13 protein-coding genes are annotated in these 14,932 nt (G+C 39.2%); 8 read left to right on the top strand and 5 right to left on the bottom strand.

Annotated features, from left to right (window positions below; all coding sequences use genetic code 11):
• Positions 1 to 8: 8 nt before the first annotated feature.
• Positions 9 to 1,064, bottom strand: a complete 1,056-nt coding sequence (locus DS885_RS00460) for an ABC transporter substrate-binding protein (RefSeq protein ID WP_220149616.1) — start codon at positions 1,062 to 1,064, stop codon at positions 9 to 11.
• A gap of 203 nt (positions 1,065 to 1,267) precedes the next feature.
• Between DS885_RS00460 and DS885_RS00455 the strand changes: the two genes are divergently transcribed.
• Positions 1,268 to 1,984: a UTRA domain-containing protein gene (locus DS885_RS00455; RefSeq protein ID WP_113817443.1), complete on the top strand. Its 717-nt coding sequence runs from the start codon at positions 1,268 to 1,270 to the stop codon at positions 1,982 to 1,984.
• A gap of 73 nt (positions 1,985 to 2,057) precedes the next feature.
• Here DS885_RS00455 and DS885_RS00450 read toward each other — a convergent pair whose 3' ends face one another.
• From DS885_RS00450 to DS885_RS00440, 3 genes are all read right to left on the bottom strand, one after another.
• Positions 2,058 to 3,080, bottom strand: a complete 1,023-nt coding sequence (locus tag DS885_RS00450) for a zinc-binding dehydrogenase (RefSeq protein ID WP_113817442.1) — start codon at positions 3,078 to 3,080, stop codon at positions 2,058 to 2,060.
• Between the two features lie 126 nt (positions 3,081 to 3,206).
• A complete protein-coding gene (locus tag DS885_RS00445) occupies positions 3,207 to 6,377 on the bottom strand; it encodes an efflux RND transporter permease subunit (protein WP_113817441.1) in 3,171 nt (1,056 codons plus the stop codon).
• Complete coding sequence (locus DS885_RS00440) at positions 6,377 to 7,552, bottom strand: efflux RND transporter periplasmic adaptor subunit (protein ID WP_113817440.1); 1,176 nt, start codon at positions 7,550 to 7,552, stop codon at positions 6,377 to 6,379. Before DS885_RS00440 ends, DS885_RS00445 begins: the two co-directional genes overlap by 1 nt.
• Before the next feature lie 115 nt (positions 7,553 to 7,667).
• Between DS885_RS00440 and DS885_RS00435 the strand changes: the two genes are divergently transcribed.
• From DS885_RS00435 to DS885_RS00405, 7 genes are all read left to right on the top strand, one after another.
• Positions 7,668 to 8,612, top strand: coding sequence for a LysR family transcriptional regulator (locus DS885_RS00435; protein WP_113817439.1), 945 nt, complete (start codon positions 7,668 to 7,670; stop codon positions 8,610 to 8,612).
• A 260-nt stretch (positions 8,613 to 8,872) separates the two neighbouring features.
• Positions 8,873 to 9,427 (top strand): BON domain-containing protein, encoded by a 555-nt coding sequence (locus tag DS885_RS00430; protein ID WP_113817438.1) that lies wholly within the window; start codon positions 8,873 to 8,875, stop codon positions 9,425 to 9,427.
• Between the two features lie 90 nt (positions 9,428 to 9,517).
• Entirely contained in the window at positions 9,518 to 9,685 is a 168-nt protein-coding gene (locus DS885_RS00425; RefSeq protein ID WP_113817437.1) for a DUF1328 family protein, read from the top strand.
• A gap of 8 nt (positions 9,686 to 9,693) precedes the next feature.
• Positions 9,694 to 9,888 (top strand): hypothetical protein, encoded by a 195-nt coding sequence (locus DS885_RS00420; RefSeq protein ID WP_113817436.1) that lies wholly within the window; start codon positions 9,694 to 9,696, stop codon positions 9,886 to 9,888.
• A gap of 91 nt (positions 9,889 to 9,979) precedes the next feature.
• On the top strand, positions 9,980 to 10,411 hold the full coding sequence (locus tag DS885_RS00415; RefSeq protein WP_113817435.1) for a hemerythrin domain-containing protein: 432 nt from the start codon (positions 9,980 to 9,982) through the stop codon (positions 10,409 to 10,411).
• A 77-nt stretch (positions 10,412 to 10,488) separates the two neighbouring features.
• Positions 10,489 to 12,111, top strand: coding sequence for a diacylglycerol kinase family protein (locus DS885_RS00410; protein WP_113817434.1), 1,623 nt, complete (start codon positions 10,489 to 10,491; stop codon positions 12,109 to 12,111).
• A gap of 219 nt (positions 12,112 to 12,330) precedes the next feature.
• Positions 12,331 to 13,674 carry a sigma-54 interaction domain-containing protein gene (locus DS885_RS00405; RefSeq protein ID WP_113817469.1) on the top strand — a complete coding sequence of 448 codons (1,344 nt, stop codon included), beginning with the start codon at positions 12,331 to 12,333 and terminating at the stop codon, positions 13,672 to 13,674.
• A 65-nt stretch (positions 13,675 to 13,739) separates the two neighbouring features.
• Here DS885_RS00405 and DS885_RS00400 read toward each other — a convergent pair whose 3' ends face one another.
• Complete coding sequence (locus DS885_RS00400) at positions 13,740 to 14,852, bottom strand: AI-2E family transporter (protein ID WP_220149615.1); 1,113 nt, start codon at positions 14,850 to 14,852, stop codon at positions 13,740 to 13,742.
• Positions 14,853 to 14,932: the final 80 nt, after the last annotated feature.

Below are 14,932 nucleotides of genomic sequence, written 5' to 3'. Positions count from 1 at the left end.
GCCCCTTATTAGTTTTGGTGAATTAACACACCTTCTTGCCATTGACGTGGTAATTTACGTGCCGATTTTTCCCAAGCAGCAAAATCTGTGATTGGATGAACTGATTTGTACTGTTCATTTGGAATCAATTTAGCTTGGATATCAGCAGGTAATGTCACACTAGTACGGATTGGACGAGCATAACCATCGGCTAAATTGATTTGGCCAGCATCGCTAAAGATATGTTCACGCGCTAATTTCGCGGCGTTCGGGTTTTTAGCCCATTTGTTGATGATAGTTGTGTAACCTGAGATAACAGAACCATCCTGTGGAATGTTCACCGTAAAGCGAGAGCGGTCAATTTGATCACGGTAGTTAAGTGCATTAAAGTCCCATAAAATAGCGACTTCTATTTCACCCTTTTCAAGATTAGCAACACTTGGGTTGGTGTATGATAAACGCCCTTGCTTAGCTAATTTACCAAAAAACTCAATGGCAGGATCTAAGTTCCCTTCATCGCCACCGTTCGCAATTGCGGCAGCTAATACCGCATTATTTGCCTGTGAAGCAACACCCACATCACCCACAGTTACCTTATAAGAACCCGTTAACAGATCTGCCCATGTTTTTGGTGCATCTTTCACTAAGTTATTATTAGAGATAAATGAGATAGTGCCGGTATAAGCTAATGCCCAATGACCATCTTCATCTTTTGCCCAATTTGGAACATCATCCCAGGTGCTTGGTTTATATGGCTGAGTCACCCCTTTTTTCACTGCAACACGTGCAAAAGCAAAACCCACATCGCCAATATCGGCCGTTGCATTAGATTTTTCTGCATCGAATTTAGCAATTTCTTGCGCAGAGCTCATGTCAGTATCTTGATGTTCGATACCATATTGTGTTTTTAGATCTGCCCAAGTGTCTTTCCAGTTTGCCCAACTATCAGGCATCCCGATACTGTAAACTTGACCTTCCTTTTGAGCAGCAGCCACGAGCGAATCTATATTCGTTGATTCAGCAGCATAAAGTGATTGTGATAAAGAGAGTGCAATTAGTGTTGTTGTAACTTTAAATGTATTCATTTTACTTCCCATCCTCTGGACTAGTTCAGTGAGTTCATTTTTCATACTACAAGAGAAACATTACATTTTTTTTACAGTAAGTTGAAACTTTATTTTAAACTTTTTGTGAACTATTTTTGAAATTAACCCTTTAAACACCAAGTCTACTGATATTAATGTATAGTTAACAAACAAATAGAAAAACAAACTGGACTAGTTCAATTATGAAAAGAAACGCCGACAACCCTAAAATGAAAGATGTTTTACGTGAACAAATTTTTGGTCGAGCGTTATTACCCCTGCAAAAATTACCCTCGGAACGTGAGTTAAGTGAGCTTTTCTCCACCACACGTATTAGTGTTAAAGATGCATTAAGTGCATTAGAAACCGAAGGGCTGATTTATCGAGAAGATCGAAGAGGTTGGTTTGTTTCACCACCACGAGTGCATTACAACCCGTTATCACGTTGTCATTTTAATCAAATGATTAATGAACAAAATCGTATTGCTGAAACAAAATTAATTAATGTCAGCACAATTATGGCGCCTAGTGATTATGCTAAGGTATTAGAATTAAAGGAATTAACTGAAATTCATGTGATCGAACGATTACGTTATATCGATGGTAGAGTCGTATTATTTGTTGAAAATTGCTTAATTAGCCATTTCTTCCCAGCGATTATTGCAGAAAACCTGACCCAATCATTAACGCAGTTATACCAAGACAAATATCAATTTACTACCAGCCGTTCACGTTTTGATGTGATACCTGCAGCTGCTCCTGCGCATGTTGCAAAAGCGCTTAATATCAGTGCGGGACAACAAGTGCTCAAAATATGTCGAGTGAATTACAATCAGCAGGGGCAAATTATTGATTGTGAATTTGAGTATTGGCGTCCCGATGCAGTGATGATCAGCATTGACAGTATTGAACATAACTAGCCTATAAAAACAGCCTGAGATAGCCTAAAAACAGCTTAGTTGAGTTCTGTGGCTCACAGCGCTAAAAAGGATCTTAAATTTTGACGATCTGCTTGCCCGTAAAACCGCCATTTAGCTGACGATGTAAGGCTTCTGTCACTGATTTTTGATCAAACTCTACTTCAGAAATCTGTGGTAATTTAATCTTATTTTCTACTAGGTTTTCCAGTAATAAGTTACCCAAAAAACTCATCTTTTGTTGTGCACAGAGACTCTTTGCTATCCATGCCCCACCTAAAGAAACAACGCTGATATTCGGTGCTTTAAGGTACATTAAATCATGGTCAAGGGTAGGTAAAGGTTTTAAACAAGCAATACGCCCACAGAATCGCATCAATTCAATATTGCGCAGGGTTGCCTCTCCACCAACAGAATCTAATACCGCATCAAAACCCATTGGGCCAAGATCCTTTTTAATTTTGTTACAGAGTTTTTTATCTTTATAATCAAACACAAAGTCTGCACCCAATTGTTTAAGCAGCTTGTGATTACATTTTGAAGCCGTAGTAAAAACATCTGCGCCACGCTGTTTTGCAAACTGAATAGCAAATTGGCCAATCGCCCCCGCTCCTGCTTCAATTAAGATTGTATCACCCTCTTTCAAGTGCAATTTATCTAAACAGATCAAAGCCATCATACCCGGACAGGGTAAGCTTGCAGCTTGCTGAGCAGAAATATTATCGGGTACAACAGACACCGCAAAGTTAGGCACTTTAGCGTATTCACTCAACACACCTTGTTGAGCAATATTAGCGTGCCACATAACGCGTTCACCAACATTCGGATATAACCCCTGTGCTGCTTTCACCACTATACCAACCGCATCCAAACCAACAATATAAGGATACTTTCTTGGTTTAAAACCTTGCTTGGCAAACATGCCATCTAATTGGTTTAATCCAACATACTCGATTTTAACTAATAACTCATCGGGTTCGCATTGTGGAATAGGAAAGGTCATTTCAGATAGGCTAAATGCATCATTGGCTTCAGACAAAGCTAACGCTTGCATTGTATTAGGAATAGTTTGCTGTATTGATGCTTGAAAATCAGGCATGTCTACCTCTAAGTATGACAACCATGTCTATGTGAATAATTACAATATTGTACATCTATTTTGAACGAATTCTCCCACTGTGAAGCTAAGTGGCTCACAGAAGGAGAAGTTGAATTAGTAAATCGTTTATTTACCTAATGACTCAAGTTGCTTTTCAGGCTCAGTGCCCCCCTTTTTAGTTTTACTCACTAACATGTAAAACACTGGTGTTAGTAATAAACCAAAGACTGTTACACCGATCATACCAGCAAATACCGCGTTACCCATAGCATGACGCATCTCTGCACCTGCACCGGTTGCTAATACTAATGGAACCACACCAGCAGTGAATGCAATTGAGGTCATTAATATCGGACGTAAACGCATACGACATGCTGCTAAAATAGCTTCAAAATGAGATAAACCAGTATCGTTTTGATCTTTTGCAAATTCGACCATTAAGATCGCATTCTTCGAGGCTAATGCCACTAATACAATTAAGGCTATTTGCGTAAAGATATTATTGTCTGAACCAACTAACCACACACCTAATAAGGCAGAGAAGATAGTCATAGGTACAATCAATATAATCGCTAATGGTAAACGTAAACTTTCATATTGCGCCGCAAGTACCATAAATACTAACAATACAACTAATGGGAATACATAAACCATCGTATTACCAGCCAGTACTTGTTGGTAAGTTACCTCTGTCCATTCATATTCGATGCCCGTTGGTAATGTATCTGCTAGCACTTTCTCAATGGCAGCTTGTGCTTGATCAGAACTATAACCAGGAGCAGGACTACCATTTAGTTCAGCACTTGGATAACCGTTATAATGCATTACACGATCTGGGCCAATACTTGGTACAACCGTTAATACAGAACCTAATGGCACCATGTTTCCTGCGCTGTTACGTACTTGCAAGTTCAGTATTTGCTCAGGATCTTGACGATAAATTGCATCGGCTTGCGCATTCACTTGGTAAGTACGTCCAAATAGGTTGAAGTCATTTACATACACAGAGCCTAGGTAGATCTGTAATGCATTAAATACTTCGTCCAATGGTATACCTTGAATTAATGCTTGCTCTCGGTCGACATTAATATCCATTTGCGGTACTTGAATACGGAAGCTTGAGTAAAGCCCGACTAATGCTGGGTTTTGACGTGCTTCTGCAATCACTGCTTGTAAGCTACCAAATAGTGCATCAAAACCTTTATTTGCTCTATCTTCAATTTGTAACTTAAAGCCACCTGTTGTTCCTAAACCTTGAATCGGTGGGGGTGGGAAAACCGCTACAAAAGCTTCATCGATGGCAGCAAAACGTTGATTTAAGGTTGCCGCGATCGCCATTGCCGACTCACTTGGATCAGTACGCTTATCGAAGCTTTCTAATGGAGTAAATACTATTCCGCTATTTGGGCTGTTGGTAAAACCATTCACCGATAGACCTGGGAAAGCAACCGTATGTGCAACGCCCGGTACTTCTAATGCAATTTTCTGCATTTCAGAGATGACTTCTTGAGTACGATCTAAACTTGCTGCATCCGGTAATTGTGCAATGGCAACTAAATATTGCTTATCTTGCTGTGGGATAAATCCACCTGGTACCGAATCAAATAATTTAACCGTCCCACCCACTAGCGCCACATAAGCAACCATCACAATCACGCTTAAACGGATTAGTTTTTTAACCATTTTTTCATAGCCTGTTGCGCCTTTATCGAAAACTCGATTAAACGGTTTAAACAGAAAACGTCCAAATAATTTATTTAAGACACGGGTAAACCAGTCTGGCTTGCTATCGTGTGATTTTAATAATAATGCCGATAATGCTGGCGATAAGGTTAATGAGTTAAAGGCTGAAATGATCGTTGAGATAGTGATCGTTAAAGCAAACTGTTTGTAGAACTGTCCTGATAAACCACTGATAAAGGCCGTTGGAATAAATACCGCTGACAGCACTAAAGCAATCGCAATAATCGGGCCTGTTACTTCACTCATGGCAACACGTGTTGCTTCAAGTGGTGATAAGCCTTTTTCTATATTTCGTTCAACGTTCTCGACCACCACGATCGCATCATCAACAACAATACCAATCGCTAATACCAAACCAAATAATGACAAGGTATTAATCGACACACCTAACCACTGCATCACAGCGAAGGTACCAATTAAAGAGATAGGTACAGCGATTAATGGGATAATAGAGGCACGCCATGTTTGTAGGAATACGATAACGACTAATACAACCAGCACAATCGCTTCTAATAAAGTGCTAATAACCGCATCGATAGAGCCACGTACAAACACGGTAGGGTCATATACGATATCGTATTCAACACCATTTGGAAAAGCTTTGGATAAACGCGCCATGGTTTCACGTACTTGATTCGATAACTCAATGGCATTCGAACCAGGGCGCTGGAACACAGGTATCGCTAAGGCAGGCTGATTATCTAATTCGGCACGCAGTGAGTAACTATCTTGGCCTAATTCAACACGAGCAACGTCAGATAAGCGTGTTAACTGCCCTTGGTCGCCGACTTTAATAATCACATCACGGAACTCCTCAATATTATTTAAACGTCCTTTTACATTTAATAATATTTGGAATTGGCTATCTGTAGGGACTGGTTGCGCGCCTAAACTACCCGCTGCAACCTGTTGATTTTGTGAGCTTAATGCATTAACTACATCACTTGCGGTTAAGTCTCTTGCTGCTAATGCATCTGGGTTCAACCAAACACGCATAGAGTACTGACCACCACCAAATAATCGAACATCACCAACACCTGGTAGACGTGCAATTTCATCTTTGATGTTTAAGTCGGCATAGTTTGAAAGGTATGCGGTATCTACACTATTGTCAGGTGAATAAAGATGCACCACCATGGTTAAATCTGGAGAAGATTTTTCAGCGACAACGCCTAAACGCTGCACCTCTTCAGGTAAACGTGGCAAAGCACTGTTTACACGGTTTTGAACTTGTACTTGCGCACGGTCTAAATCCGTGCCTAAAGCAAAAGTTACCGTCAATGTCATCGCACCATCACTGGTTGCCTGTGAGAACATGTATAACATGTTCTCTGTACCATTGATCTCTTGCTCCAAGGGTGTTGCTACTGTTTCAGCGATAACCGTCGGGTTAGCACCAGGGTAACTTGCAGATACAACTACTGTTGGCGGTACAACTTCTGGGTATTCACTGACTGGTAATTGGAATAATGAAATCCCACCAGCAATCAAGATCACCAGCGATAACATCGCCGCAAAAATGGGGCGCTGAATAAAGAAATGAGAAAACTTCATTACAGTTCCTTAGTGCTTGCTGTCAGTGACTCATCTAATGAAGACAGTGTGAAAGTAATGTCACTGCTATCGATAGTCACTAAATTAGGTTCTATTGGCATACCTGGACCAACACGAGCTGGACCATTCACTGCAATCGTATCTGATGCAGTTAGACCTGATGTGATCACACGTAACTTACCGTAACGGTCACCTACTTCTACTTGCTTGTATTGCAGTACGTTATCTTCACCGACGATCAATACAAAACGGTTGTTTAAGTCAGTACCAATCGCACGATCTGGGATTACAACTTGTTCAGTAATATCATTGGCCGCTAATCTAATACGTGCAAATGATCCCGCGCGTAAGCTTTCGTCTTGTGCTTCAAACACAGCTCGAACACGCAAAGTACCGGTTGCAGCATTGATTCGGTTATCGATAAAGTTGATATAACCTCGGTATGGGAAATCTTTTTGACCTACCTTTTGCATCACTACTTTTTGCTTACTAGCGGCAGTCACGTCATTAAATGAGCTGTTCCAAGTACGCTCATCAACATCAAAGTAACCATACATACTCTTATTTGACACGATTGAAGTTAACACCGTTTGCCCTGCAAGAATGTTATTACCTCTAGTCACATTAGTACGTGAAATCACTCCATCAATCGGAGAGCGAATAGTCGCAAAGTCTAAATCAAGCTGAGCAGCCACTAATTGTGCTTTTAATGCCGCCAGTTGTGCTTCACCTTGTGTTAAAGCAGATGCGCGAGATTCAGCTAACTCTGTAGAAATAGCTTTTTTCTTGATCAAACGAGATGCACGTTGTGCTTCGCTACGCACTTGTTGTAATGACGCTTCAGAACTCTGTACTTGTGCTTTTAAACCGGCAACAACCGCAGCAAATGGGCGGTCATCGATTTTAAATAACAGATCGCCCTGTTCCACATGGTCACCTTCATGGAAAGAGACTTGATCTATCACACCAGAGACTCGTGGCATCAATGATACTTGCTCAGGGGCCTCCAAACGTGTGGTATAGGTATACCACTTTTGCACGGGCTTAACTAACACCTGAGCCACATCAATTGGCTGAAGTGGGTGTTGAGTTGCTGCTTGGCTAGGTGTTTCTCCACAGCCGATTAAAGTAAGAGTGGTAACAGCCATCATTGCTGTCATGAAATATTTGCGCATAGCGATGCTCCTTTTCTGATGGTGGCATAATACGGAATAAATTAGTGCTAAAAAAGCATCGTTTTTTAAATTCATTAGTGCCAAAATAGCAACAATAAACATTCAGGAGTACCATATGGATACCACTAGCCGCCTTTTAATTTTCCTCGAAGTAGTAGAACAGGGCTCATTTGCCAAAGCAGCAGAAGTCCGAAATATAGATCGCTCGGTGATATCTAAACAAATTAGTCGTTTAGAAGATGAACTAGGCGTTCGCTTATTGAATCGCTCAACCCGTTCATTTTCGTTAACCGCCGCGGGCGCAGAGATGACCAAAAAAGCGGTAGAAATACGCGAACTATTGGGTGAGACACTTCGTTTAGCTGAAAACTTCCACCAAGAGCCACGCGGCATCTTAAAAATCACTAGCTCTTCTATTATTGGCCGGCGTTATTTACAACCTGTTATCAATGATTTTCAAAAACGTTTTCCACAGGTTGAAGTGGAATTACGTTTAGATGACCGCGTAGTAGATATTATTTCAGAAGGTTTCGATTTAGCCTTTCGTATCGGCAAACCTAAAGACTCTTCATTAATTTCTCGACCACTCGCGCGAAACCGCTTATTAATCCTAGCCGCACCAGAATTTATTAAACATTACGGCTTACCAGAGAAAATCGAAGACTTGCTTAACTTACCCGCTGCTAGTTTTGCTAACGCAACCATTCGAGTCGGAGAAATTAAATATATTGATGGAAATGGGGTTGCTCAGGAACAAAAAATAAATAGTATTTTTCGCAGTAACGATCCTGAAACATTACTAATGAAAGTACTCTCAGGCAGTGCTTATTCGATTACCCCGGCGTTTATGATTAATGATGAAATCAAGGAGGGTTTATTGATTCCTCTCTTACCTGACTTAATATTAGAAGATTACCATCCAATGTACGCCGTTTATCCACATCGAGACTTACCGGTGAGAACGCGTCTATTCTTTGATGCAGTACGTGAATATATAGGTAAAGAAGTCCCTATCTGGGAACAGTCGATCCCAGACTTTGATCAACTGTATCAAGCTTAAATAGTAACTATAATGCACAGTGTTCATAGGTTATGTGAGCACTCATTACCTCATTAAGTATATAAAAAACAGTAATTTATATTGAACTTTTTGCATTTCCATTAAACCTGATAACTATTACATCTAACCCTGTAAATAGTTCATACATAATCCCTTCAACATTTACACTAAAAAATAAAAACCCTTTAAAAACAACAAGATAAAAAACTGGCACACTATTCGCAATATCTCCAGTACACATCAATTAAAGGAGACAAAATATGAAGCGCATGACAACTATTGCACTTTCGACTGTACTACTTACTTCATCAACACTTGCATTAGCAGGTCAGCAAGATTGGAAAGATGAATCACTTGATGCATGGATAGACGGTAAAGCTGAAACGACTTTACTACTTAATACAAACCTCAACTCTTTTGATATAGATACCGAAGTAGAAGATGGTGTAGTGACATTAACAGGTGATGTTAATAGTGGTATTGAAAAGGCCTTAGCTGGTGAATTAGTCACTGGGTTAGAAGGTGTTAAAAGCGTTGATAACGATTTAAATATTTTAAATGAAGATGCTGATGCAGATATCGATGATAAAGCATTATCAGCATTGACCGATACCAAAATCACCACTGTTGTAAAAACACGCCTACTAATGGCAGACGATGTTAGTGCAATGGATATCGAAGTAACAACTACTGACAATGTGGTGTTGTTAGCAGGTAACGTAGACACAGAAGCTGAGCATGATTTAGCGATGAACTTAGCGCGAAATACAGACGATGTGGCATCAGTTATCGATAAACTTGAAGTTATCCAATAGACCTTCAATGAGCTAACAAACTATTAACTTTTACTTAACCTTGAGTTAACCATCAACCTTATATAACTATATATAACGAGGAGCTACAACATGATTCGCTGGGTATTTATATTCCTGATAATCGCTTTAATCTCAGCAGTACTGGGTTTTGGCGGCATTGCTGGCGCAGCTGCAAGTATAGCTAAAATTATATTTTATCTTTTTGCAATACTGTTTGTTGTATCAATTGTTTTTAACTTAATTAGTTCAAAGAAATAGGAAACACCATGAATAATTCAAATACATATAGATCATTCGCTGCAATCGGTGCTGCATTCATGTTACTGGGTGCATGTAGTGAAGGACCTGCTGAAAAGACAGGTAAAAAAGTAGATAGTGCAGTAACAGATGTAACGAACAGTATTGAAGATACTTGTGAAGATGTAAAAGATTCACTGAACACAGAAGATAAAGACTGTTAATAACTGTTACTCATTAGTGGCGTACTTAAGTACGCCTACTTTTACATTGATAAACACTATTCCCCATTCATCTTTATTTAAGGAATAAACAATGAGTAATATTTTTGAAGAACTACGTGAAAGCCATGAAAAGCAACGTCTATTAATGGATGCACTCACCAGCACTAAAGGTGATTCAGCAACCCGTCAGATTTTTTATGCGGATTTGAAAGAAGAATTACAACAACACGCCATTGCAGAAGAGCGCTATTTTTACGCGCCACTGATCAAAAAAGACAAAACCGTAGCGTTATCTCGACATGGTATTGCCGAACACCATTCTATTGATAAAATCATTGAGCGACTGGATAACACAGAGTTTAGTTCGCCCGCTTGGTTAACCATAATGCATTCATTACAACATAAAGTACTGCACCATTTAGAAGAGGAAGAACATCGATTTTTCCAAATGGCTGGTAAAGTATTCACAGAAGATCAAAAGCTAAATCTAGCAACCCAATATCACAAAGAGATGGTTAGCTAACCATTATTTAGGATCACAAGATTTATTATCTAACCTATCATAGATAGTGTTGATCGATTTGATATCAGGGGTTACTCATGTTTATAACTAAATATTACTTACTTGGTGTGGCAATAAGCACCACATTAGCTTGGTTGATGCCATGGCTAATTTTAAAGTTATTATTTATGTGGGTTGCCCTATCTTTAGCGATTGTTAGTTTTGCTTATCTAGTGAATTTTCCTTCTATTTTTAGAAAAAACAGCGATGGTAAAATTGTTGCCTGGATACAATGGCTGTTTATTCCTTTTATGTTAGGTATTAGAGGTTATAACGCATGGGCAAGAAAATATGATTCGGTCCCTGCAATCCAAAAAATAAGTGATAATCTATACCTTTCAAGACGCCTACTTCCCTCTGACCTCGAGTTTTTAAAATCTCAAAATATTGATTGTATTTTAGATTTAACCGCTGAATTCGCTGGGCTTGAAAGTGCGATGACAGATAAAAATTTTCAATATTTAACATTGCCTGTTTTAGACCATAAAGCCCCTACCCTAAACAAATTACGCCATGCACTGTGTTGGATTGATGCACAGCGTTCTCAATCGAGATCTGTGGTTATTCATTGTGCATTAGGTCGTGGTCGATCAGTATTTGTAATGGCCGCCTACCTATTAAGCCAAGATCCAAATTTAACTGTCGATCAGGCGTTAGAGAATATCCACTCTATTCGTTCATCGGCGAATTTAAATAAACGACAATACAAAGCCTTAAACTCCGTACATGAAAAGCAAAAGTTATTGTTACCGACACCCACCTGGATGATCGTAAACCCGGTATCAGGTTCTGGAAAATGGCGATTACATCAACAACAGTTGATCAGAGAGCTCACTAAAAAACACTGTTTAAAAATTGTAGAAACCAGCCCTGAAACTAGTGCAACAACCTTAGCAAAACAAGCTATTCAACTGGATGCGAAGGAAATTATTGTTTGTGGTGGTGATGGCACGGTCACTGAAGTAGCAGAGCAGATTATTGAAAAAGATATCGTATTAGGCATTGTTCCTTTTGGTACTGCGAATGCGTTATGCCATGTTTTATATGGATTAGAAGCAAAATTTTCTCCCGTAGAGAGTGCTTGTAAAGCCATTTTATCAGATCAAGTGCGCAGCATTGATACCGCACGTTGTAACGATAAATTAATGTTATTAGTCATGGGTATTGGTTTCGAACAACAAATGATTGAATCAGCAAGCCGAGAAAATAAGAATCAATATGGACAAATGGCTTACTTAAGTGGATTTTTTAATGCCATCGCATCTAATAATCCACAAAAATTAACCATTAAAGTGGATGATCAACCCCTTACGAATATTGATGTACAAAGTTTAGTTGTAGCTAACATCGCTCCATTTAGCACAGTTTTAGCACATGGTGGTGATGTGCCTGAACCAGACGACGGTAAATTACATGTAACTTACCTGGATTACAGAAATAGTATTTCTGAAAGAGTATTAGCACTATCTGACCTCGCTTTCTCCAGTTTAGGGATACAAGAAAAATCCACAGAGTTTGAGTATTGTGCCGGTCAACATATTCAGATTATGGCAGACCAAGTCATAGATTATGTGGTAGATGGTGAACATTACTGTGCAGAGCAAGTGACACTGAGTATCTTACCCGCTTCTCTAAAAGTAAAAGCGATAGCTAAAACCTAATCACAAATAACTCTCGTTTTCAGTAAAATAAACAAGTGCGTTCGACTCTGTTTCCCTTCTCTATATTAGTGTCATAAACAACTTATTTTACGAGCACTATTTCACATTTTTTTACCTCTGTTAAAAATGAAAACATTATAAAATTTGACAAATTTGCTTTGCATCGCGATGATAAGGATCCCCTATCAAGAGTTGATTCGTTATCGTGAGATCAAATTAATGCAAAAATTAAGCTTATTACTAAGCATACAGAACGAATCATTACGCCAATCAATATTAAATAACAACGAGTTAAATCAATTCGATGTTACTGCATTGCCAGCACAGCAGGATTGGATATCACAACTAGCAAAAACCTGCCCTGCAGTGGCTGTGATAGGCGTTAATGAATTTAGCGAGGCAGATTATCAAGCATTATCTGCACTTGAAATATTAAATGAAATGGATCTAATTTTAATTAGCTCAGGTTTACCCAATGCCAACCTAGATAAGCTAATGCAATTGGGCGCTATTTTTCATTACCGTATGCCGCTGGATCTAGAGATATTGTCAGAGACATTACAAGATGTAAGACAATCACACCTATTAAAAAGTCCGGTAGGACAAAAAGTCGCAACCAGTGATTTAGACCAATTTGGTCAATTAATTGGTTCTTCAAGCCCGATGCACAAGCTTTATCGTGTTATTAGACGCGTGGCAAAAACCGATGCATCAGTACTCATTATTGGTGAAAGTGGGTCGGGTAAAGAATTAGTCGCACAAACTATTCATCAAGCAAGCGAACGTAGCCATCAACCTTTTGTTGCCATTAACTGTGGTGCAATCAGCCCAGACCTAATTGACAGTGAATTATTTGGTCATGATAAAGGTGCTTTTACCGGTGCTGATAAATCACACCGAGGGGTATTTAAACAAGCACAAGGTGGCACATTATTTCTTGATGAAGTCACGGAAATGCCGATCGAACATCAAGTTAAATTATTACGTGTATTAGAAACCGGTGAGTACCGTCGAGTAGGTGGGCAAAACGTGCATTTATCCGATGTACGTATAATTGCGGCAACCAATCGTGACCCACAAACCGCCATTGAAGAGCAAACTTTACGTGAAGATCTGTATTTTCGTTTAGCCCATTTCCCAATCACAGTGCCGCCTTTAAGAGAGCGTGGTTCTGATATTATTGGCTTAGCTAAACACTTTATTGCTCATCAAAATGCACAAGAGACAAAAGCTAAAACCATTTTAGATTCAGCCATTGAAAAAATTGCACACTATGAATGGCCAGGCAATGTCAGAGAACTGAAGCACACCATTGAGCGTGCTTTTATCCTCGCCGATGAAGTGATTAAAGCGGAGCATATTATCTCTGATACCCCCTCTTTAGAGACTCATTCATCTCATGAAGATCACGTGCCGACAGGGATCCCACTGATAGAGATTGAAAAAACAGCTATCGTTAATACGCTGGATAACAATGCGGGTAATAAAACCAAAACCGCACAAGATTTAGGGATCAGCGTAAAAACCTTGTACAACAAACTAGATAAATATGAAGTACCTTAGTCTTAAAGTTTAAGTGAGGGTTAAAATCAAACCTGAAATCTAGTTGAGGTGATCAAAAAGACTGATCACCTCTCTTTTAAAATCAGATGAATACGGCCAAATATCTCTAACCTTTCCAACACGGTACTAACGCAGACCAACAGCGGAACACCAATCAGCATACCCATACTTCCCCATAACCAGCCCCATAAGATCAACCACATAAAGATGATTAATGGATTTAGGTTAAAGCTTTTCCCTAATAAAGTCGGTGTAAGAAATTGACTTTCCAGCATATTAATAAATAGATAAATGGAAATAACAATAAAGGCATAACTCATGGAATCAAACTGAACATAGGTCACCACGGCAAAACAGATCATAGAAATTAATGGGCCTAAATAGGGTGCAAAATTCATGATGCCAGCTAATGCCCCCCAGAGAAATGGATCCTCTACGCCTAAAATAGAAAAGACAATCCCTACTACAACGCCCAATAAAATATTAATTAAAGTCACTGTGCCTATATATCGAGATAAGTCATGCTGAATGGTTCTGACTAACTCAACGGTTTTACGTTTATTCTCGAAACTATCAAATTGCATTAATAAACCAGTGAATAATGAACGACCATAACTCAACATAAAATAAGCCATAAACAAAGCCATCATAAATTGAGTAAGCATGGTTGGTGTTGCCATGGCGATACTTTTCACCAAAGACACCATAGTATCGCTCTTAAATTCACCGACATTACTGTCGTCCATAATGGCTTCATTTGCGGCACTATTAAAGCTGGTATTATTGGCGGCGGTGGATATTTCCTGCGAGACATCTTTAACAAGTGTGGGTAATTTAGCCCACCATTCCTGGGCAGGACCACTTAATAAGCTTAATCCACCAAATATTAACCCGACAATTAAAAAGATAACGGCTAGTACACCTATCAACCTAGGCAAACCAATTTTAACCAGGTAATTAACCACTGGACTGCATAATAAAGCAATGAAAGTACTGATAATAATCGGCAACAGAATAGATTTAGCAAAGTAAATACTGACCAACAATATAATACAAAAAATGAAACCAAATCCCATTGAGTATAATTTAGTGAAGTCGTTATTTTTAATGCTATGAGTAACGTGTTGATTCACGTCAGAAGGGGTTGGTTTAGGTGGTTGTTGTAGCCCATCGTTCAAGATTGTAACTCCATGAAAGTACTTTTAATACCAATCAGAATAAGTAACGCTGCCGATCCTTGGTTTATTTTTTACTGTTA

The organism is Psychromonas sp. B3M02 (genome assembly GCF_003318165.1).
Lineage (GTDB): Bacteria > Pseudomonadota > Gammaproteobacteria > Enterobacterales > Psychromonadaceae > Psychromonas.
This window is presented reverse-complemented; position numbering and strand designations above follow the sequence as displayed.